This is a genomic window from Devosia sp. BK, from assembly GCF_032907385.1.
GTDB lineage: Bacteria > Pseudomonadota > Alphaproteobacteria > Rhizobiales > Devosiaceae > Devosia.
Map to the genome: position 1 here is coordinate 11,997 of NZ_JAIMBX010000005.1, position 21,122 is coordinate 33,118.

A 21,122-nucleotide genomic window follows, 5' to 3' on the forward strand; every position below is an offset into this window, starting at 1 on the left:
GAGAAGGGCTTCCGGAATGTCGTTTCGGGGGCCTTTTTCTTTGCCCGGTTTCATGTGCTCCCAGTGCTAATTGTCAGCTGACAATTCACCAAAAGCGTTTGATATTCAGCGGCTTGATCCTTTCGACTGTTTCTCTGTTTTGGCTTCGGCACTGCCCGCAAACTCCTCAAGGAGTGCGGGAAGGCGTTGTTGGATAAAGCTAGCGAAGGCCGGGCTGTCGGAGACAAGGCGGACTTGGCGCCCCTTCTTTTCAACCCATGCAACTCGGTCGGGAGAGGCAAGCCTACGCTTGGCCGTTCGCTGCTTTGACCCGACGGCCTGCAACGCCATGGCGAAACGCTGATCGCTGTCCCCGCTTTGAAAGTCAGATGACCCCAACACCTCGTCGAGCGCCTCGCGGGCGCCGGCGGGCTCGAGGCCTTTGACGAGCTGGAGCCATCTGGGCCGGCCAATCTTGGGCGCTGGACCAATGGCCACGATCAGGTCCTCGCCGAGGGCTTGGGCAACGGTGAGCAGACGTGAAATCTCTGGCTTATCGACGCTGAGGGCGGCCGACAGCGTGTCGCGATCGAAACCGTGGGTTTCCATCTGCATGGCAAAGCGCGCGCGCTCGACAAAGGTCAGGTCCTCGCGCGGCCCATTCTCCTGCCCCTGCAGGATGACCATTTCCTGGTCAGACAGTTTGCGGACAATGGCCTTGAGCTTGAGCCCAAGCTCCTGAGCCACGCGCCAACGCCGGTGACCGGCAGCAATCTGGAAGCGCCCTTCTTCGGTCGGGTGTGGACGGGCAATGACAGGTATCTGCTGCCCGTTTTCGGCAATAGCTGCCTTGAGCTGCTGCAGGCGTCCATCACTCGCCGAAGAAATACGATCAGAAACGATCGAGGCAGTAAACAGCGCCGGGTCAAGCTCCTGGGTCGTTTCTCGACTGGCCAGCTCTTCGCGCAACACCTTGGCTTGAGCAGCCTCGGCCGACAGGCGGTCAAGGCCAAGGCTCATGGCCTTGACGGCTCCAGAGGGCCGAGCATGCGAAGTCGATCCATCGTCAGGACGTCCCGGCTTGCCTGCGGCGACCAGACTCTGCAGAATGTCCCTGCCCCGCCCGTCGGGTTTCTTCATTTGACCGCCCTCCCCCAGGCCTGATGGACCAGCTTCTCAATGTCGCCGTTGACGGCATCCATCGATTCAAGCGCCCGGTCGTAGGTCTGGCGGTTCATGGATTCACGCGGGGCTTCGTAGACGGTCTGCTTGGAAAGGCCGGCGTCAGAAATGGCCGTCGACTTGACCATCATTGGCGTCAGCACGCGCTCTCCGAAAAGATTGCGCAGGAAGGCAACAATCTGGTTCTGGGGGCCGTCATTGGGCTCATGTCGGGTGACCAGATATCGCATCCAGTCATAGTTGAGATTGCCGCCGTTATCGCGCACCACTGCCAGCAATTGCGAGGTCATGGCCAGGAACTGGTTCATTGAGGCGACGTCGAGCATTTGCGGGTGAACGGTGATCAGGACGGCCGTCGCGGCGCACAGCGCCGACATGGTGAGAAAGCCAAGCTGGGGCGGGCAGTCGATGACGACGACGTCATAGTCGTCAGCCACGCTCTGCAAGGCACTCGCGACCCGCATGAAAAACAGGCCATCGTCGTCCTGCGTGCCGCTCGACAACACGCGCGGCGTGTCATGCTCGAACTCGTGCAATTCGAGATTGCCGGGCACCAAGTCGAGACCAGCGAAATAGGTCTTGCGAACGATCTCAGAAAGCGGCCGGCGCTGCTCGTCGTAGCGGATGGCGCCATAGAGCGTCATGTTGTCAGCCACGTCGAATTCGGGCTGATAGCCGAACAGGGCTGACATCGATGCCTGTGGATCAAGATCGACGGCAAGAACACGATGACCATGCAACGCAAGGTACTGAGCCAGATGGGTGGCCGTCGTGGTTTTGCCCGAACCACCCTTGAAGTTGGTGACGGCGATGACCTGTAGGTGTTCGCCCTCCTTGCGCCAAGGGACGTAAGAGGTCTTCCCCTTAGTCAGGTGCTGCCGAAGGGCATGAACCTGTTCCAGGGAATAGCGGCGCCGCCCGGTCGTAGCCTTTTCCGGGATGGGCCCAGCTTCGTCCGTCGCCAGGTTTCTGATATAGCTTTCGGTGACGCCGATCAGTTTTGCAGTTTCGGCGGTCGAGAAGGTGCGGAGCTCTTTTTGAGCCTCAGGCGGAAACAGACGTTCCCGCAGGACTTGGAGCTGCGAGCCCAAAGCCTGAGAGTCTTCCCAGATCGTTTCATCAAACGCTGGGCCGCCCTGGGGTCGGGAATTTGCAGCTACAACTGGCTTCATCGTGAAAGTCGCAAAATAGAGCCACTCTGGTTATTTTCCGCAAATTGACCCGACTCCCATCAGGCGGTCAAGGAATATTGGGTTAACAGACTCCTAATGCGAGCTTGCAGAATCGAAACCACGTTGATTTTGCAGCATTTTTTACGAAATTGTCAGCTGACAATTCGCATGCCGCCGGCTTCATACGAACGCCTTGAGTGGCACCAGCTTTCGCTCTGAGCCGACTCGGCCCGGATGACCCCGCTTTTGGCGCGCGTAAAGCGGGCGACAAAGCCGCGATCCCGGTTCGATGCGGGGATCGCGGCTACCGCGATTTTTGGGAGTAGTCGAAGGCCGGTCGCGTAAGGCGCGACCGGCTCGGCTTGGGAGAGCTATCAGCAAGCCGGTTCCTGTGGAACGTGTGCCCGCAGCTGCGGGGGCAGCCAACGGCGATCTTTAAAGAGCGTTTCGGCATAGGCTGCGGCGTCACCCTTCTTCATTCTCGCCACCTTGGTCGCCTCATCATCGCCAATGGCTTGTTTTACAGCCGTGGCGATCTGGTCTTTGCTGATCCGCTTGAAGTAGTTCTCAGCGGTTGGGGTGAACCAGTCGGCCATATCAAGGGCGAGGGCTTGGCTCAGCACTTTGCCATGCTCGAACGCCTGTCCTCGGTCGGAGAACTTCCTCTCGACCACGTTGACGCCTTTGGCAGCGGCAGCCGCGAGAAGGGACAGCAGTTCGTCGGTGGTCTTGTCCGTCAGCCAGTCCCAAAGATCGCTTGGGTTGCCGGGAATGGCGTGGCCAAGGTTTTCCCACAGGCTGGCGAACTCGACGACCGGAGCGTAATCCTCGTAATCAGAAATGGAGCCTTTGAGATATTCGGGGGTCACGCTGACCTGCACGGCGCTCTGTTCCCGCGCGTAACTGTAGCCCACGCGCAGCAGCATGGCATGAACGACCGTCACAAGGGCAACGTCCGGGTTATTGGCAAGGGCAACACGCAGCGCTGCGGTTTTGCGAGCGCTCAACTCCTCGACCAGTGAAAACGACAGATCGTCCAACCCGGTGCTCTTTGCAGGTTTCGCCACGACACTGCCGTCTGTTACTTCATTCTCATCCTCGCGCTCTGCCTGTTCGGCCTCAGCGCTTTCTTCCTTGGGCCCGCGTGACATCATTCCTCGCTCGATACGGAATTTCCCAAAATTGCCTATGGTGATGAACGCGCCAGCGGTCAGATAATCGGCTTCGGAGTAAACACTGGTCTTGCGGTCAAGCTGCTCGATTTGCTCGTGGAGCGCGGCCTGTCGCAGTTCCCGTTCCTGCAGGTCCAGCGTGGACCCCTCGAAATCAAGGCTTTCCAATTCCGCTTCCAACCCATCAAGCACGGCCTGATCATCCGGGGAAAGCTCGGTGTCGGTGGGGTAGACGCGGACCGAGCCATAATACCAGTGGGGCAGGGCCTCGAAAAACTCGACCCACGCCCACCCTTCGGCCAGAAGCTTGGCCTTGGCAGCGTCCACCTCGTTGTCGAACAAGGCTTCTAGTATGTCGGGACTTTCGATAACCCCGCTGCCGCTCTCATCGAACAGGTCTTTGCGTAAAATGCCGCCCGCTTCCAAGTATGCGGCCTCTCCAACGACGGCAAAGCGGGGCGTGTCGGTTGTGGTCTGCTCGGCCAGCAGCATGCGCCGAATTGTTGCACTGTGGCGGCTCCACTGGCCAAGATTGTTCCAGACTTCCAACTGGCGCGCATGATCGTCGACCACGGTAAAGGCGGCCAATTGGGAAAGCTCTATCTCTCCTGAGCGGAACAATTCGCGCAGTTCCGGCGCGGTCTTAGCAAGGGCAAGGCGGCGTTTCACGAGGTTCTCAGTTACGCCAAAACGGGATGCGATATGATCCGGAGACTTGCCCTGATCGCTGAGGGCCTTGAAGGCTTCAAACTCGTCGAGCGGGTGCATGGCCTCGCGCATGACATTTTCGGCTAAGCTCACTTCGACTGCGCTGTCTTCGTCGCGCATCTGACAATTGACGGGGTGATCTGCCGGGATCGCGCCACGGTCCTGCAGCAGCTTGAGAGCTGCCAGTCTGCGGCCACCGGCAGAGACAAAGAAGCGGCCTTTCTTGCCGGGACGGACGATGAGGTTTTGCAGGATACCAACGCTGCCGATGGAGGCAGCCAGTCTCTCGACGCTATCGGGAGCATAGGTTTTACGAACATTCTTGGGATCGGCGTCTAGCTTGTTCAACACGATTGGCTGGATTTCGGTGGGGGTCATGGTTTGCTCTCCTTTGGTCCCGCGAAGCGGTCTAGCCTTTGCCCATCGGGCAGGGGCCCCGCCTCTGCCCTCTAGGCGTCGCCAATGAGACGGTGAGAGGGGGGCAAGGGCGCAGGCGGGGAGGGGGCTCACCCACCCGAAGGGGCTAGGTCCTGCAATGGACGGCCGCAGGCCGGGAGTGAAGGATGGGGATACCCCGCTGGAGCTCTTGCAGGGGAGAGAGGCGACGCCTTTCTCCCCTCGATCTAAAGCGAGCTAACGGTATGGCCTTTGGCGCGGACTTGTCTGCGCCCATGCGCAAAGGATCGTGACCTGGATAGGCCGAAACCCATCGTGGGGTTCGGTGGAGCGTAGCGGAATAGAGCCTGGTCCCGTCAGGGATGCGCCCGGGGTAGTTGAGCCGCTAAGCTAACTGGGGCCTTTATTCGTCGTCGCTATCAGGCACGGTCTCGATAATTCCGGCAGTTGCCCACGCTTGCCTTCAAAGACATTGGATGTGATCCGCTGAACATCGCCGACAGTTTCACAGGGCGGATTGGAAATCTTAATGTCGTCCTTGCCCGGACTGAAGACGTGCACGCAATCAGCGGTGCTTCAATGACCGTGCCGCTTCGGGTGTTGAGCGGTCTGCCTGCTTCGGTTTTATGCTCGGATAGCAGGCCGTGCTCTGCATGGAAGCGGTTTGCCACTTCGATTCAGAGCACGGCCTGAAAACTCAAATAGGTATGTTGGTGGTCGTTCCGTCAGTTGCAGCTATTCCTTCGCGCCTTCTGCTTCCAACCATGCCACCATGTCAGCGATCTCCTGCTCCTGCGCATCGATCACCTTCTGCGCCATGTCCTTGGCCCACTGGTTGTCGCCGTGCTCGAGCTCGGCCTTGGCCATGTTGATGGCACCCTGGTGATGCGGAATCATGCCGCACACGAATGCCACGTCGATGTCCTCGACCATCATGGCGTCCATCATCTGCTTGTTGGTGACGTCCATGCCGGCCATCAGGTCGGTGTGGGCCTCGTCCATCTCATGGGCATTGTCCATCGACATGTCGCCTGCCATGCCCTCGGCGCTCTTGCAGATGTCTGGCAGCTCTGCCCCCAGAGCGGCATCGCCACCCATGGCGGACATGTCGTGGCCGGCTGCCGCATCCTGGGCATAGGCGACGGACGAAGCTCCCGTAAGAACGATGGTGGCGAGCAGTGCAGTCTTGAAGATTTTCATGTTGATTTCCTTCATTTCCAAGCATGACCAAACGACGTCAAATGGAAGCCTTCGGCGACAGTCTACACCCGTCACCCATCGTCAGCTCTGCTGAGGGACACTCTCGACCTTCCCACCATGGCAAGGTCAATAACTTTTTGCCGATTCCGTTCATCAAGCAGTCTTCCAGCCCAAGACCGGTCTTGCCGGTCTGCAGTAGCCTTTGGTCGTTCACTCAAACTCGGTTTGGCCGGTCCGGCTAGCCGTGACTGTGACCATGACGGTGGTGCAGGTCTGGATAGTGGGGATGCTTGTGCCGCATCGGTTCGTGGCGATGCCAGTGCGAATGCGGCTCGATCACCGGGCCCACGTGGGTGTGCTGGTGGTGCTCGTCGTGGACGTGGGCATGGTCGTGCTCCAGCACTTCATGGTCGTGTGCATGGTCGTGGCGTTCTGCGAGATGCAGCCAAAGGCCGGTGGCCATCAGAATTCCGGCTCCGACCAGTTGCCACGTTATGGGGTCGCGAAAGATCGCAAGTGCCAGCACCGACCCGATGAAAGGCGCGAGGGAAAAGTATGCTCCTGTTCGGGCGGTTCCAAGATGGCGAAGCCCGAGCATGAACATCACCAGGCTCACACCGATAGCCAGGAAGCCCAGGACTGCACCGGCACCGATGAATTCAATGCCTGGAAGGTCGGCGCCCAGGGAAAGTGCGAGTGCCAGGTTGGTGGTGCCGGCGACCAGTCCCTTGATCATCGCTATCTGCACCGGATCGGCAGACGAAAGCTTTCGCGTCAGGTTGTTGTCGATGCCCCAACTCAAGCAAGCGGCAGCAATGAGCAGGCTTCCCGAATCCAACTTCAGGCCATCGTTGGTCCATGTCAGCAGCACGGCACCCGCGAGGATGGCCGCAGCGCCGAGCAGCAATCGGCGATCCACGTTCTCGCGGAACACGGCCCAGGCGATGAACATTGTCGCCAAGGCCTCGAGGTTGAGCAGCAGCGAACCGGACGCTGCGCTGGTCTGCGAAAGCCCCAGCATCAGCAGCAGGGGTCCGAGCACGCCGCCGAATATCACGACCATAGCAAGCCATGGCAGGTCCCTCCGACGCAAGGGCGCCTCCGGGGAGGTCAGTCCAATGAGGGGGCGACCCCAGTGCACGATGGCCAGTCCGACACCCGCGCCCAAGTAGAGGATACCGGCCAGCAGCCAAGGATCGACCGACCCCATCAGGATCTTCGACAAGGGCGCGGACGCGCCGAAGAGAACTGCCGAGCCTAGCGCCAGCGGCACGCCCGGCCAGAGATATGATCTTGATGTCATGGCGCCAACCTATTGCACCTGAGTGCGGCCGCCAACCGCGGAAGGTGTCCGGCAAGGACATCCTGCAGCGCCTGGCAGGTCGGCGTCGACTTCCTCTCCCACGCCGTAGCCCAGGCGTTGCACCCTCGACACCACTGACGGCAGGTCAAATCCGGGGCCGGGCCGAACCGTCATCGTCCCGCCGGACAGCGAGACCCCGACGTAGGCCACGCCCCTGAGGGGCATGACCGCGTTCTCGATCGCAGCCACGCAATCCATGCACCCCAAGCCGTGGATAGCAAAGGTCAGCTTGTCCGGTACGGTCATGCCTCGAAGCTGACCTTGCCGGCCATGTCGAATTCGTAGACGTCGTCGCGGAAGCTGACGACGCCATTCCGATTCGCCCACGCCGAGATGTAGGTCGTGTGGATCTCCACTGGACTGCGCACGTCGACGTCCTTGCGCTCACCGGTCGAGAAGACGTTGCCGATCTCGGCGTCGCCCCAGTCGCCATTGTCGCGCAGCACCCAGCCGACGAAATCCCGAACCTGGTCGACACGGACGCAGCCGGACGAAAAGAACCTGGCGTTGTCGCCGAACAGGCCCTTCGTCGGCGTGTCGTGCAGGTAGACGGCATGCGGATTGTGGAAGTTGATCTTGACGTTGCCCATGGAGTTGAGCGGCCCAGGATCCTGGCGAAACCTGTAGTTCACGGCTTCCTCGGTCTGCCAGTTGACCTGGCTCGGCTGCAGCTCCTGACCGCCGCCGTCGAAGATCCTGATCTTCTGCTCGGTGAGGTAGTTCGGGTTCTCGTTCATGGTCTTGATCAGATCGCGACGGATGATCGATACCGGCACGTTCCAGAACGGATTGAAATTGATCTGGTGGATGCGGCTCTTGAGGATGGGGGTCTGCCGGTCGATGCGCCCCACGACGGCAGTGTGGCGCCGCACCACCATGCCGCCTTCTACTGTTTCGATGAACGCTGCCGGGATGTTGACGACCACGTAGCGGTCGGCCAATGCCTGCGCCATCGTCTGGACCCGCACCAGGTTCAGCTGCAGCTGGCGCAGCCGCGTTTCGGCTGGCACGTTCAGTGCGTACCAGGTGGCCTCGTCGACTTGACCGGAGACCTGCAGCCCATGGCGAGCCTGGAAACGGCGCAGGGCGGCATCGGTCGGGGCATCCATGGCAACGTCCACGTTCTCGACCATCGGCATGTCCGCCGATGCAAGCAGACGCCGCTTGAGCTGGACGACCCCATCACGGGCAACGCCCATGGTGACGCCATAGGTTTCCTGCGGCACCTGCTCCCAGCCGCCCCGGGCGACGAACGGTTCGTACTGGGCAATGGCCATCTGCAGGTTGTTGACCGTGTCGTAGGACAGGATCGGTTCGACCGTGTCGATGGCCTGGATGGCGGCAGCGCTGTTCGCCTCCCGCTCGGCGTCGGTCAGGGTGCGGCTCTGGTTCATCATATCCCAGAGCGATTGGGCATGGGTCGGCTGGGTCATCGGCAAGGCGCCTATTACGCCCGCGGGTATCAGGCGGAGAAAATCTCGACGTTTCATCTTTGGTGTCCACAAGGTTCGGTTCCATGGAGCGACGTGCCGGCCCGACTGCAAATGGCAGTGGTGGCGTGGTGTCGCGGCGACGGATCAAACCTGGCGTGGAGGACGGAACTGCTCGGAGGGGCGGTTCGCAAAGGATGGCGATGAACCAGCATCGAGGTCGAACGCGGGGCGGTAGTCCAGATAGGCTATGTCGAAGGATGCAAAAGCCACCGTGCCCATCGACATGGAACAGCATGCAGCAACGTGCAAGGCACAACGCTCATTCTGCTCGGCATGCTGGTCGACGTGGATCATGCCGATGGAGGTGTTCGGAGCCTGCACGGCAGCGTTCGCCTGCTGCACGTTCAGCAGCAAGGCGATCACGGCGAACAGGATGGGCAAGAGCCCGCTGCGAAACCCTACGATCAATTTTTCACTCGGCGCGAAGTCCGGCCATTGCAGCCGAATATCGTTAGCCTAGCGTTAAATCGGGCGGCAATCAGGACTTTCGGTGAGCAACTGTTCGCGACCTCACGAACCGATGAGCCGGCGAACCTTGGCCAGCCGAACGTCGAAGCCCTCCTCGGCGGCGAGGGTGCCGAAGAACTGGCCCTTGGCATCGACCAGTTGAATCGAAGCCTGATGCTCCATCTGGTAGTCGCCGCCTTCCATGGGCACCTTCTCGAAGAAGATGTAGCGATCCTTCGCCATTGCCGACACGCCCTCGAGCGAGCCTGTCAGGCCGTCGATGCGCGGGTCGAAGTACTCGACGTAGTCCTTCATGATCTCGGGCGTGTCGCGCTCGGGGTCCACAGATACGAAGACCACCTGAACCTTGTCGGCATCGGGCCCAAGGGCTTCGAGGATGGCCGACATTTCGGCCAGCGCCGTCGGGCAAACGTCGGGGCAATGCGTGAAGCCGTAGAACCACGCAGAGGGCTTGCCCAGATAGCTCGCCTCGGTGACGACGGCGCCGTCCTGATCGACCAGTTCAAAGGGCCTGGCGTAGAATGCCTCGACTGCCTGCGTACCAGGACGGTTTATGAAGAGCATCGTCGCACCGATCGCCGCGACGGCGACCAGCCCCCAGAGGACCAGCCTGAAGGCGCGCAGGTTGCGTCCGGGGTTACTGGCCATTGGGTTCGCCCATGTCCATGCCCTGGTGACCGGGCGCCATATCCGAACCGGTCCTCTTCTCGACCTTGAACATCACGTCGATGCGTCCCGCCTTCTCGAACACCAGAGTGGCCGGCACCTCGTCGCCTTCGAGATACCGAGCGTTCGGCTTGATGAACATGGCGTGGGTGCCGGCATCGCCCAACCAGACGATGGCGCCGGCAGGCAACGGCAACCCTTCGGTCATGGGCGTCATCTTGGCGATGTCGTTGGTCATGACCGTCTGATGCAGTTCGACCTTTTCGACGGCATCGCTCTCGATGCCTAGAAGGCGGTCGTCTTCCGCTCCATTGTTCTGGAGCATGATGTAGCCGCCCAGCACGGGCGCATTCGGAGGCGCTTCCTGGATCATCGGGTGATCGATGTAGATGGAGCCGGCATTAAAGTCGTGGGCACCGACAGTCATGGGCGACATGATGAACAACAGGGTCGCGAACAACGTCTTCTTCATGGGTTAGGCCGATCCAAGGGTTCTGTTCCCAACTGGGTACTCGGCCTCTTCCCCCGTGCACATGGGGCATTTCGTCATCGTGCAGGCAATCGGCGAGGCGAGCCACACGCATCCGCCGTGCGACGTTTTGGCTCGATGGTCATCCAGCAAGTCGCTTGCTCCTCTAGTGGCTTGAGGTCGTACGGTCACCCGGATAAGGGAGACCTATTCTGACAAAAGGCCAATCATTCGCTCTGTTCGCGGCTTGGACGGTGGCCGGCGTTTCGACGCTCGGGGCGCTCTTCATCGGCGAGGTCATGGGCCAGATGCCATGCGTGTTGTGCTGGTACCAGCGCATCGCGATGTTTCCGCTCGCCTTGATATTGGGCGTTGCCGCCTACCGCGCGGACTTCGGCATATGGCGTTATGCGCTGCCGCTGTCCGTGATCGGGCTCTGCATCGCCACCTATCATTCTCTTATGTACGCCGGCGTCCTTCCGTCCCCCATTGTTCCGTGCAGCGCCGGCCCGTCCTGCTCGGGAGACGGCATGGTCGTGCTCGGTCTGCCTATTCCCTTCCTGTCAGCCGTCGCCTTTGCCGCGATCACAGTCCTTCTCGTCCCCCTCACCAGGAGACCCGCATGAATTCCCGCATCGTCGTCATATCCATCGCGATCGTCGCCATCGCCGTTTTCGGGGTGGCCGCATTCTTCTACGGCGGCCAGCCCAGCCAGCCGGCCTCGCGCATCGTGGCCAATTTCGAGGACGCCGGCTATGTCCGACCCCATTCCTATGTCATAGGACCGGTCGATGCCCCGGTCACCATTTCAGAATTCTTCGATCCGAGCTGCGAGGCCTGCCGGGCGTACTATCCGATCGTGAAGCAGATCATGGATCGCCATCCCGACCAGGTGAAGCTCGTCCTGCGCTATGCACCGTTCCACGACGGATCGGACGAGGCCGTAAAAATCCTCGAGACTGCCCGGCTGCAGGATCTCTTTATCCCTGTCCTCGAAGCCCTACTGGCACGGCAGCCCGAATGGGCCGCACACGGCGATCCCGATCTTGAACTGGCATGGCAGATCGCGGGCGAAGCCGGCCTCGATGTCGCCACAGCACGTCAGGATGCCCTTCGCCCCGGGATCCTCGGCGTCATCAACACCGATATGTCCGATGTGGAAACGCTGGGCGTGGTCCAGACACCAACCTTCTTCGTCAACGGCAAAGCGCCGACCGGGACCGATCCGCAGAACCTGGCCGATCTCGTCGCGAACGAGGTTGCGGCATCGCAGTGAGCAGCGATGCACTCGGTGGTGATTACCCGTGCTGGTAGTCGTGATGGTCGGGCACGGCCTGGCCATCCGTCAGCACCTGGGCTTGGATGACGACGGGGTCGCCGCTTCCTACCGTGACTTCGACCGGCACCGTCGACATAGGCGGTAGACCTGTCGCGACGATGCGGACCCCTTCCGGTTCCATATACAGTTCGGAATGGATCGGTATCGAAGTTTCGATGGCGCGACCGGCTGCACCGATCACCTGTACTTCCGTCGCTCCTGGGACCTTCACGCCCAGAACTGCTTCGCCGGCACTGCGGTTGTTCACCACCAGGAAGATCTCGGTGGCACCCGCTTCGCCAAAACGGGCCCACGCCTCCTCGACGATCACGCCCTCGCCAACGACTAGAGGCTCGACCGCCCGGGCCGGTAGAACGACACCGGCGAAAGCTATGACGAAAATCGAGGCAAATGTTCTCATGGCCGCAGGTTGCCACGGATGCCGACCGTCATGCAACGCAAGATGTGGACCTGCGACATCGAGCGCCACCTCCTCGACAAGTCGCAATGGAATGCACCACGTTCTCGCGAAACCGTGACATCGTTTCTCCGAGGTGGGGGCGCGAGTTTACCCCAGGCTAACCATGCGCCCTTAGGGTGCATCGCAATAGATAGGTCCTCTGCATGTCCATGTTCCCAGCCTTTGTTCGACTGCTCGCTGCCATGGTTGCCGTGCTCGTCTTGTCCGGGTGCAGCCAGTTCGTCGGCGACAATCGCCACAACGTGCCAGTGCCCAAGGCGCTGGTAGACCGCATGGCCGCCATCGGGTCTTCCCCGGGCGAGCCAATGGTGATCCGCGTCTACAAGCAGTCCTCCGAACTGGAAGTGTGGAAGCGCACCAATACCGGTCAGTACGCCCTGCTGAAGACCTACCCGATCTGCAAATGGTCGGGCGCACTGGGCCCCAAGGTCAAGGAAGGCGACTACCAGTCGCCGGAAGGCTTCTATGACGTCACGCCCGGCCTGATGAACCCGAAGTCGAACTATTTCCTGTCGTTCAACGTCGGCTTCCCGAACAAGTTCGACCAGGCCTGGGGCCGAAACGGCACCTATCTGATGGTGCACGGCGACTGCAAGTCGGTGGGCTGCTACGCCATGACGGACGACGGCATTAAGGAAATCTACGCGATGGCGCGCGAGACCTTCAAGGGCGGCAATCGATCGTTCCAGCTGCAGCTGCTGCCGTTCCGCATGACCGAGGCCAACCTGACTGCAAACGCAGCGAGCCCGCACGTGCCGTTCTGGCGCAATCTCAAGGAAGGCACTGACATCTTCGACGCCACCAAGCTGCCGCCATCCGTGGACGTGTGCGAAAAGCGCTATGTGTTCAATCGTCAGGCCGCCGGCGGGGCGCCGCTCGACGCGAACGGCGCATGTCCCGTCCTGACCACTGCGGCGGTGGCCATCTCCGATCTTTAGCCGCCGACGCCTTTGTTGCAAGGCGGCCTTCCTTTTGCCACACGCAGGATCTGACTACCCAGCACCACATGATTGCGGCTAGCATTGCGCAAGCCGAACGTGCTGAGGACATTGTCGATGAAGCCTACCGTCATAGGATCTACGGGCCGAAGCACGATCACCGAAGCGGCGGCTCCGCCACTGCCCACGGTGCAGATGAATACCGGCGCCGTCGTGCTGCGGCCCGACCAGGAGCCCAAGGCTCGTGAGGCCCTCCAAACCATCGACTTCGAAAGCATGCCTTCGGGCGAAGTGATCCAGATCGGTCTTGAAGCCGAACAGGCGCTGCAGCGTACCCTCGACGGTTTCCTCGCCCGATTGGACAAGAAGTCGGCGACCAGAGTTTTCGCGCTGTTCGACCGCCTGGAAAAGGGCGTGGACGATGCCAAGCTTCCCGAAATCCTCGATCGCATAGAGAACGGCGAGAAGCCTGGCCTGCTCGGTTCGCTGTTCGGCAAGCTTCGCGGCAAGGACGTCCAGGACATGGCGTCCGAGCTGATGGAGGAGATCGGCGACATGGTGGCCGGTCGAACCCGGACACTGGCCGATGAATTGGGCAAGCTCGAGACCGAGTTGTCAGCCGAGATGCAGCGCCTGTTCTCCGAACTGCAGCAGCTCGACGTCCTCAAGAAGAGCTATGCCGAGCATTTCGGCGACTTCACTGTTGCCGCTGCGGTTTCCCGAGCCCTCCTGGAGAATGCCAAGACAGAGGTGGCGGCCACGGAGGCCAAGTCCAATCCCGCCGATGTCGTCGAACAGGGCCGGCTGAGCGAGCTCCGCGACAAGCTGCGCCTGCTCGAAAGCCGTGCCTTGGCGTTGGAAGGCACCTACACACGCCTTCCTGCCGACCAGATGGTAATCCAGCAGATCGAGCAGGCCGGCATTGCTACGCTGCAGGAGACCGCGACCACAGTGGCGTCGCGTTTCGCTTCCATCAAGATGACGCTGCTCTCCATCCATGGCGCGTTCGCGGTCAAGAGCGTGCAGCAGATGGCCGGTCGGCAGGAGAAGCTCGATCGGCAATTGACCGAAATTCGTGGTCGCGCCCTCAAGGACGTCGCGGTCACCGCTGCCACGGCACCCGGCGACAATCGCCTGGCGCAGGCGCAGCAGATCGAACAGATCATCGCCACGACCAAGGAAATCCATGGCCTCGTCGCGACGGCCCGCAAGAGCACCGAGGAAAAGTTCGACCAGGCCCGGCAGAAGCTTGCTTCGGCACGGCAGGACCTCGCTGTACTGGCGTCCAGCTAGCGCCCGCCGCAACGGTACATTCACACGCACGAAGAGATCGACATGCTGACCCTATCGCTCGAGAAGCCCGGCACCGCGTCCCCCAAACTACGTCTCTCCCTCAACAAGGGCGCGCAATTCACCGTCCGGGTCGAATGGCAGTGCGATGCCGACCACAAGGACGACGTCGACGTGCATGCCCTCGAGGCACGCAACGACGGCAACGGCGCCAAGGTGACCGAGCTGGCGAGCGTCCTGTCGACCTACAACACCAAGTTGATGAATCCGCGCGGCGGTGCATTGACAGCGGAACCTGACGGCTCGTTCAGGACGCCGAGCGGCGGCCTTTCCCACAGCGGCGACAAGCGCGTCCAGAACAATACCGAGACCATCCTCATCGACGGGTCGAAACTGCCGCTCGGCGTCAACGAGATTCCCATCCTCGTCACGGTGCACGAAGCCGAGCACGGCGACGGGCATGACGGCGGCGACGAGGAAGAGGAGGAAGCCGCGTTCGGCGATATCGACGTGTGCACCATCACCCTGCTCGACGATGCCGGCAAGGAGCTGGGCGCCTACCGCCTCTCCGAGGAATTCAAGGAGTTCAACGTGGTCCAGCTCGGCAGCCTGCTGCTCGGCGAGAACGGCTGGGAATACGCCGCGGTCGGGAACGGCTTCAACGGCGACTTCAACGACGTGCTGACCCACTTCTCCTGATCGGCAGCAAGATGGACAAGAAGCCGGGAGACATGCCCGGCGCGACCATCGCTTCAACTCTAAGACCAACGGTGATCAAGCCGGCTGGCGATCGCCGAGCCACGCGCAATGCGGTGCCCGTGCCGATCGAGCATGCGCCGAAATCGTCGGGTCCTATGAAGCCGACCGCCATTCCCGGCGTACAGCGCAGAAGGCTCGAAGTAACGGTCTCCGATCTGGCCAGGATCGCCCCTTTGGCCGGCAAAGACGTGCTGCGCCGTGCGGTTGCCATCCTGCAGGAAGTCGTGGCCGATGCCGCGACCGAACGCTCGGCCATCCTGTGGGGACATGCGCTCCAGGAGGAATACGGTCGATCGGTATCTCGCATGCTGGAACTCTCGCACGATCCCGTCATGGTCAAGGCCGCGGGATACGTGAACCGGATGTCGTCGATCCTTGCGGCCATCGACCTGAAGGCCATCGCCGAGACGACCCCGGGCGTCGGTCAATATCTCAAGCGCTTGAACCAACGGATCGATACGCCGGACGAACTCGACGGCGCACGTTTCGAACTGGACCAGTTGGTGGCCCTCATGGCCAGCACGATGGAGCCGCTGCTGTCTGTCAAGGATGCCATCGAGCGCCAGATCGCGGAAACCGAACGGTTGGCCGTCGAGATCGAGGCGATGTCTATCGCCGCGGATTACTTGGCTGGGCGCCCGTCGCCGAGGATTCCCGAGTTGGCACGCATCTATACCGACCGCGGCATCGGCCTTACTCATACCTTGGCCCAAATCCGCGAGACGGCGGCACTGCGCGGCGCCCAGGCCGCCCAGCCGCTCTCCTTGATAGCAGCGGTTCAGGAGATCGCCCTCGTCACCGTCCCGGGATGGCTTTCCAGCCTGTCGGCCATGACGACCATGTTGCGGAACCAGCGCCGTCCTACTCCCACCGAGGCCAGCGAACTCGACCATCGTCTGCGCCACATCCTGCAACAGCTGAAATCATGAGGAAGCAACTGCCATGACCCTCCAACTCGACCTGCGGAAATCCGCCGACAAGCTGCGCCTGTCCCTCGACAAGGCCGGCGTTGCCCCCGACATCAAGGCCGAACTGATCTTCGACATCGACGTGTCGGGCTCGTTCGAGCACGAACATGAGGAAGGCACGACAAGCAAGCTCATTGCCCGCCTCGTCCCCTACGGCATGGTGCTCGACCCCGATGGCAAGATGGACGTCTTCACATTCGCTAATGGCCGCGCTTCGGCGCATCACGTCGGAACGGTGACGCCCGACGATGCCGATGACTACATCCTTCGCAAGGTCATCGACCGGGTGCCTGGCTGGAAGGGCGGCACCGAGTACAGCCATGTACTCGAACGCAACCTTCAGCACTTCGGCTGGCTGGAGCGCGACGAGACCTTCGGCAGCATCGTCAGTCGGTTCTTCGGCTTCGAGCCGACCCCTGATCAGTCGAGCAAGAAGCGATCCATCGTGATCTTTGTGACCGATGGCGAAAACGACCCTGCCGATCACGCCCGCACCATATCCATACTTGAGGCGTCAGAGCGCCGCGGCGATCAGGTCTATTTCCTGTTCATGGGCGCCTGCGAACACGACGTGGACTTCAAGTTCCTTCGGACCATCGCGTCGCGGTTCAAGAACACCGGCGTCGTCATCGTCCGAGACCTAGACGGTTTCGTCGACCTTTCCGACGACGAGATCAACGCCCAGTTGCTCGGGCCGGAATTGCTGGACTGGCTGCGTTCCTGACATATTCGGCGGTGGCGAGATATCGCCACCGTTTTCTCCTACCTGATCCTAATATCGCTCGCTCTGTAGGCGCTGGATGAAAAGGCTCCAGTAGGCCTCTGCGGCCCCTTCCATGGTCAGGTGCTCGTCCCTGTCACGACCGTACGTCTGCATGCCCATGCTGCGTAGAAACATCGATTGATCGTCCGAATGCACGGTCAGGCTTTCGTTCATCGAGTTGGACGACGATGTCTCTCCGTCCGCATAGTTGATGCCGGTAGAAGAAAACCCGCCACCCATGAAGATAGTACAGCGGGAAACGGCTTTTCCTCCACGATAGACCGCTGCGATAAACCGGTTGGTATCTATACGCCGAAAATCGCCGTCGACGCCCTCGTTCCGCTTGGCGAGTTCGGTCAGGGAATTCTCGAAATATTTGGCGAAATAATCGAAGGCCTCAACCCTGAACTTGTCCTTGTCGCGGTCCGTGAAGCTTTTGGCCAGGCCGAGATTGCTGGAACGAGGGGCAATCGCCGAGACAGATACCGAAGCCGTAAACCCGTCCGTTGGTCGGGGCGAAGCTGACTCGACCTTGCTGAAACGCTCGGCGGCCTTCCTGATGTCCTTGACCACGTCCAGCATGGCCACATCGCGGTCGGGCCATTGGGTGACCGGCTTGGCATCGCTAGGAGTAGCCCTCAGCTTGCCGAACGGAGCCGGAAACCAGTCGCACGGGCGGAGGATGACGGGGATGACAACGGCCTCTCCCTGGTCGTGCCGTTGCATCGCAGCCGTCATTTCGCGATCGTAGCAGTATTCGGAGGCCAGAAAATCGGGGCTGACGAGCAGCAGCACGATGTCGGCACTCATGAGTTCTTCGTTGATCGCACCGTCCAGTTTTTGACCGGCGACGATGCGGCGGTCATGCCAGGTTTCGATGATCCCTTGGCGTTTGAGCATCTTCAGCTGGATCTCAAGCTGATCTCGCAGGGCCTCGTCCACGTGGGAATAGGAGAAGAACACTTTGGTCATCGTAGGCTCCGAGTCGGCGTGACCTGATAGTGCAGACGATCAGGCTTCGTGCATATGGTGCGCGCACTTGCCGTGGTCGGCCAAAATCTCGATGACACGGCATGTCTCGACGCGGCCATGGCTGCACCCGACGACCATGCGCTCGAGTTCGTGCTGCAGCGCGGTCAGGCTGGCGATCTTCTCCTTGACCTCGACCAGATGCGTCTTCGCGATGGCGTCGGCGTCCTGGCAAGACTGATCGGGACGGTCCTGCAGCGACAGCAGGGTCCGGATTTCGCCGATATCGAAACCCAGTTCTCGGGAATGGCGAATGAAGGTCAGCCGTTCGGTGTCCTTCAGGTCATAGGTCCTCCGGTTCCCTTCGGTCCTCGGTGGCGCCGGCAACAGCCCGATCTGTTCATAGTACCTGATGGTCGGCACCTTGACGCCGGTGGCTTCGGACACTTTGCCGATCGCGATTCCGTTACTCATTTAATGCTTGCTCCTAGAGTGGCTAGAGGATGTACGCCGAGTGCAAGGAATTCAAGGAGTCGGTGCAATGAGCGCAGGAAATGATACGACACGCTTCCGTGTAGAGGGCATGGACTGTGCAAGCTGTGCCACCAAGGTCGATACCGCGGTGCGCAGGATCGATGGCGTCGAGGACGTCTCGGTCTCGGTCGTTTCCGGCACGATGACGGTAAAGCACTCCACCGCAACCGACCTCGCCGCAGTGGCAGGAAAGGTGTCCAAGCTCGGCTACAAGGCGACGGCGCTACCACCCAAGCCAACATCATCAACGGCATCCAAGCCCATCGTAGAAGCTCACGACGAAGACGATGGCGATGATCATGTGGGTCACGATCACGGCTCCCATGAAGGGCACGATCATTCGAGACGAGACCCTGGTGTCCATGAACAATTGCACGGATCGACCAGGGCTCCTGCAACTGACGAAGACAGCAAAGAGGCTGCGCTCGAGGGCTTGCACGGCCATGACCATTCCTTCGAGGAGGGCCCTTGGTGGAAAACCGCCAAGGCCCGGTTGACGATCATTGCAGCGATCGCCGTTGCGGTCGCCTTCGTGGCGGGCCGGATTTTCCCGCAGACCGAACAGTGGGTCTTCATCGCTGCAATGGTGGTCGGTCTCGTCCCGATCGCGCGGCGTGCCTTCGTCGGCGCCATCAACGGCACCCCGTTCTCCATCGAGACCCTGATGACCGTCGCTGCTGTAGGCGCGGTGTTCATCAACGCTGCCGAGGAAGCCGCAATCGTCGTGCTGCTGTTCCTCGTCGGCGAACTGCTGGAAGGCGTGGCTACCGGTCGGGCCCGTGCCAGCATCAAGGCGCTTGCTACCCTAGTGCCGAAGACAGCTTTCAAAGAAGTCGGCGGCAAGACCGAGGAAGTGCCAGCCGATTCACTCGCGCTCGAGGATATCATCCTGGTGCGTCCGGGCGATCGGGTGCCTGCCGATGGCATCATCGTCTCGGGCGAGAGCGCGATCGACGAAGCGCCGGTAACAGGTGAATCGGTGCCTAAGCGCAAGCAGGTCGATGACCCTGTATTCGCCGGCACCATCAACCAGGAAGGTGCCCTGCGCATCCGGGTGACCGCTGCTGCTGCCGACAACACCATCTCCCGCATCATCGCACTGGTCGAGGAGGCCCAGGAATCCAAGGCGCCGACCGAGCGCTTCATCGACCGCTTCTCGCGCTACTACACTCCCGGCGTGATGGTGGTCGCGGCGTTGATCGCCATCTTGCCGCCGCTGTTGACCGGCGCTTCATGGGACGAGTGGATCTATAAGGGTCTCGCCATCCTGCTTATCGGATGCCCGTGCGCCCTGGTCATCTCCACACCCGCCGCCATCGCGGCAGCACTATCTGCTGGCGCGCGCCGCGGACTGCTGATGAAGGGCGGCGCCGTGCTCGAGTCTTTGGGCAAGATCAACATGGTCGCCCTCGACAAGACCGGCACGCTCACCGCGGGCAAACCACAGGTCACCGACATCGTGGCCGGAGCGAAAACCGAGCGCGAAGTCCTCGAATTGGCCGCTGCGCTCGAAGTGGGCTCCAGTCATCCGTTGGCCAGCGCAATTCTGGCGAAGGCCAAGGCCGATGGCATCGAGCCTGCGCAGTCCACCAAGGCAGGCGCGGTCGGTGGCAAGGGTGTCGTCGGCACCGTCAATGGCGTCGAGCTCTTCCTCGGATCGCCCAAGGCCGCTGCCGAGAAAATCTCTTTAGGTGCCGAACTGGATGCCCGTATCGTTACACTGAACGACGAGGGCAAGACGGTTTCCGTTCTGTTGGCAAATGGCGTAGTGGCCGGTTTGATCGCCATGCGCGACGAGCCGCGTCCGGACGCGGTCGAAGGCCTGAAAGCCTTGAAAGATCTCGGCGCCGATATCGTCATGCTGACCGGCGACAACAAGCGAACCGCCGCCGCCATCGGAAAGGCGCTGGGCATCGAGCCCCGGGCCGAACTTCTGCCTGAGGACAAGCAGCGCATCGTCGGCGAACTCAAGGCCAGCGGCAAGATCGTCGCCAAGGTGGGCGACGGCATCAACGATGCTCCCGCGCTCGCAGCAGCCGACATCGGCATCGCGATGGGCGGCGGCACGGACGTAGCCCTCGAGACCGCCGATGCCGCCGTGCTGCACGGACGGGTCATCGACGTCGCCAACATGATCCTGCTGTCGCGGGCCACTATGTCGAACATCACGCAGAACATCACGATCTCGCTTGGCTTGAAGGCCTTCTTCCTGGTCACAACCGTCATCGGGGTTACCGGCCTGTGGCCAGCTATTCTTGCCGACACGGGGGCAACCGTTCTGGTCACTGCCAACGCCATGCGCCTGCTTGGCTGGAAGGGATTGGGGAGCAAGGCGTGAGGAAATTCACGGTCGGTCTCTATGTCGTTCCCATCCTTGTAGCGGTCGATCTGGGCGCGAAGTTTTGGGCCATCCAGAATCTGAGTGGCCTGACAGAAACGGCGCCGCTCATGCCGGGCCTTTCCTTGCGTCTCCTGTCCAACCCGGGGGTCTCGTTTGGCTTGTTCGCCGGTTCGCCATGGCCGGTGACGTTGGTAACCGCCGTCATGACTGTGGCTTTTGCCGTCTGGTTCTACCGCTCCCGCATGGAGCGGGAATATCTCGCGATCGGGTGCATCATGGCGGGAGCGGCCTCCAACCTGATCGATCGCCTGATCAACGGGGCGGTAACCGACTTCCTGTCGTTCGGGAGCGTGAACGCACCGCTCTTCACCAACAACCTCGCGGACATCTGGATCACCCTGGGGGTGGCGATCCTGTTCGGCGGCGCACTGCTCGATCTTCGGAAAACCGATCCTGTCCGAGAGAAACACACGTAATGACCAAATCTCGCACT

22 protein-coding genes are annotated in these 21,122 nt (G+C 61.1%); 9 read left to right on the top strand and 13 right to left on the bottom strand.

Annotated features, from left to right (window positions below):
* Positions 1 to 105: 105 nt before the first annotated feature.
* The 10 genes from repB to DevBK_RS19355 all read right to left on the bottom strand — a co-directional run bounded on the left by repB (position 106) and on the right by DevBK_RS19355 (position 10,271).
* Positions 106 to 1,119, bottom strand: a complete 1,014-nt coding sequence (repB, locus tag DevBK_RS19315; RefSeq protein ID WP_317186647.1) for a plasmid partitioning protein RepB — start codon at positions 1,117 to 1,119, stop codon at positions 106 to 108.
* Positions 1,116 to 2,333: a plasmid partitioning protein RepA gene (repA, locus tag DevBK_RS19320; RefSeq protein WP_291361999.1), complete on the bottom strand. Its 1,218-nt coding sequence runs from the start codon at positions 2,331 to 2,333 to the stop codon at positions 1,116 to 1,118. The genes repB and repA overlap by 4 nt, the downstream gene beginning before the upstream one ends.
* A gap of 374 nt (positions 2,334 to 2,707) precedes the next feature.
* On the bottom strand, positions 2,708 to 4,591 hold the full coding sequence (locus DevBK_RS19325; RefSeq protein WP_317186648.1) for a ParB/RepB/Spo0J family partition protein: 1,884 nt from the start codon (positions 4,589 to 4,591) through the stop codon (positions 2,708 to 2,710).
* A gap of 753 nt (positions 4,592 to 5,344) precedes the next feature.
* Complete coding sequence (locus DevBK_RS19330) at positions 5,345 to 5,809, bottom strand: DUF305 domain-containing protein (RefSeq protein ID WP_317186649.1); 465 nt, start codon at positions 5,807 to 5,809, stop codon at positions 5,345 to 5,347.
* Positions 5,810 to 6,047: 238 nt separating this feature from the next.
* Positions 6,048 to 7,112: a DMT family transporter gene (locus DevBK_RS19335; protein WP_317186650.1), complete on the bottom strand. Its 1,065-nt coding sequence runs from the start codon at positions 7,110 to 7,112 to the stop codon at positions 6,048 to 6,050.
* A gap of 9 nt (positions 7,113 to 7,121) precedes the next feature.
* On the bottom strand, positions 7,122 to 7,418 hold the full coding sequence (locus tag DevBK_RS21030; RefSeq protein ID WP_410494108.1) for a heavy-metal-associated domain-containing protein: 297 nt from the start codon (positions 7,416 to 7,418) through the stop codon (positions 7,122 to 7,124).
* Positions 7,415 to 8,605: a murein L,D-transpeptidase gene (locus tag DevBK_RS19340; protein WP_317186651.1), complete on the bottom strand. Its 1,191-nt coding sequence runs from the start codon at positions 8,603 to 8,605 to the stop codon at positions 7,415 to 7,417. The genes DevBK_RS21030 and DevBK_RS19340 overlap by 4 nt, the downstream gene beginning before the upstream one ends.
* 144 nt (positions 8,606 to 8,749) lie before the next feature.
* Positions 8,750 to 9,046, bottom strand: a complete 297-nt coding sequence (locus tag DevBK_RS19345; RefSeq protein ID WP_317186652.1) for a hypothetical protein — start codon at positions 9,044 to 9,046, stop codon at positions 8,750 to 8,752.
* Positions 9,047 to 9,175: 129 nt separating this feature from the next.
* Entirely contained in the window at positions 9,176 to 9,781 is a 606-nt protein-coding gene (locus DevBK_RS19350) for an SCO family protein (protein ID WP_317186653.1), read from the bottom strand.
* A complete protein-coding gene (locus DevBK_RS19355) occupies positions 9,771 to 10,271 on the bottom strand; it encodes a copper chaperone PCu(A)C (RefSeq protein WP_317186654.1) in 501 nt (166 codons plus the stop codon). The genes DevBK_RS19350 and DevBK_RS19355 overlap by 11 nt, the downstream gene beginning before the upstream one ends.
* Positions 10,272 to 10,504: 233 nt before the next feature.
* On the opposite strand from DevBK_RS19355, the gene DevBK_RS19360 reads away from it, so the two are divergent.
* Complete coding sequence (locus DevBK_RS19360) at positions 10,505 to 10,894, top strand: disulfide bond formation protein B (RefSeq protein ID WP_317186716.1); 390 nt, start codon at positions 10,505 to 10,507, stop codon at positions 10,892 to 10,894.
* Positions 10,891 to 11,544 (top strand): DsbA family protein, encoded by a 654-nt coding sequence (locus tag DevBK_RS19365; protein ID WP_317186655.1) that lies wholly within the window; start codon positions 10,891 to 10,893, stop codon positions 11,542 to 11,544. The genes DevBK_RS19360 and DevBK_RS19365 overlap by 4 nt, the downstream gene beginning before the upstream one ends.
* Positions 11,545 to 11,566: 22 nt before the next feature.
* On the opposite strand, the gene DevBK_RS19370 is transcribed toward DevBK_RS19365, so the two are convergent.
* A complete protein-coding gene (locus DevBK_RS19370) occupies positions 11,567 to 12,007 on the bottom strand; it encodes a hypothetical protein (RefSeq protein WP_317186656.1) in 441 nt (146 codons plus the stop codon).
* A gap of 203 nt (positions 12,008 to 12,210) precedes the next feature.
* Between DevBK_RS19370 and DevBK_RS19375 the strand changes: the two genes are divergently transcribed.
* The 5 genes from DevBK_RS19375 (at position 12,211) to DevBK_RS19395 (ending at position 16,746) form a co-directional block, all read left to right on the top strand.
* A complete protein-coding gene (locus tag DevBK_RS19375) occupies positions 12,211 to 13,005 on the top strand; it encodes a murein L,D-transpeptidase family protein (protein ID WP_317186657.1) in 795 nt (264 codons plus the stop codon).
* 117 nt (positions 13,006 to 13,122) lie between these two features.
* Complete coding sequence (locus tag DevBK_RS19380; protein WP_317186658.1) at positions 13,123 to 14,298, top strand: hypothetical protein; 1,176 nt, start codon at positions 13,123 to 13,125, stop codon at positions 14,296 to 14,298.
* A gap of 42 nt (positions 14,299 to 14,340) precedes the next feature.
* The gene (locus DevBK_RS19385; RefSeq protein WP_317186659.1) at positions 14,341 to 14,994 is read left to right on the top strand and encodes a TerD family protein; all 654 of its coding nucleotides are present in this window, start codon (positions 14,341 to 14,343) and stop codon (positions 14,992 to 14,994) included.
* An 11-nt stretch (positions 14,995 to 15,005) separates the two neighbouring features.
* Positions 15,006 to 15,983 (top strand): hypothetical protein, encoded by a 978-nt coding sequence (locus DevBK_RS19390; protein WP_317186660.1) that lies wholly within the window; start codon positions 15,006 to 15,008, stop codon positions 15,981 to 15,983.
* 13 nt (positions 15,984 to 15,996) lie between these two features.
* Positions 15,997 to 16,746 carry a VWA domain-containing protein gene (locus DevBK_RS19395; protein ID WP_317186661.1) on the top strand — a complete coding sequence of 250 codons (750 nt, stop codon included), beginning with the start codon at positions 15,997 to 15,999 and terminating at the stop codon, positions 16,744 to 16,746.
* Between the two features lie 48 nt (positions 16,747 to 16,794).
* Here the strand turns inward: DevBK_RS19395 and DevBK_RS19400 are convergent, their stop codons facing one another.
* Together DevBK_RS19400 and DevBK_RS19405 are read right to left on the bottom strand one after the other, a co-directional pair.
* Positions 16,795 to 17,757, bottom strand: coding sequence for a toll/interleukin-1 receptor domain-containing protein (locus DevBK_RS19400; RefSeq protein WP_317186662.1), 963 nt, complete (start codon positions 17,755 to 17,757; stop codon positions 16,795 to 16,797).
* Between the two features lie 39 nt (positions 17,758 to 17,796).
* The gene (locus DevBK_RS19405; protein WP_317186663.1) at positions 17,797 to 18,228 is read right to left on the bottom strand and encodes a helix-turn-helix domain-containing protein; all 432 of its coding nucleotides are present in this window, start codon (positions 18,226 to 18,228) and stop codon (positions 17,797 to 17,799) included.
* A gap of 67 nt (positions 18,229 to 18,295) precedes the next feature.
* On the opposite strand from DevBK_RS19405, the gene DevBK_RS19410 reads away from it, so the two are divergent.
* Both DevBK_RS19410 and lspA read left to right on the top strand, forming a co-directional pair.
* Positions 18,296 to 20,626, top strand: a complete 2,331-nt coding sequence (locus tag DevBK_RS19410) for a heavy metal translocating P-type ATPase (RefSeq protein ID WP_317186664.1) — start codon at positions 18,296 to 18,298, stop codon at positions 20,624 to 20,626.
* Positions 20,623 to 21,105 carry a signal peptidase II gene (gene lspA, locus DevBK_RS19415; protein ID WP_317186665.1) on the top strand — a complete coding sequence of 161 codons (483 nt, stop codon included), beginning with the start codon at positions 20,623 to 20,625 and terminating at the stop codon, positions 21,103 to 21,105. The genes DevBK_RS19410 and lspA overlap by 4 nt, the downstream gene beginning before the upstream one ends.
* Positions 21,106 to 21,122: the final 17 nt, after the last annotated feature.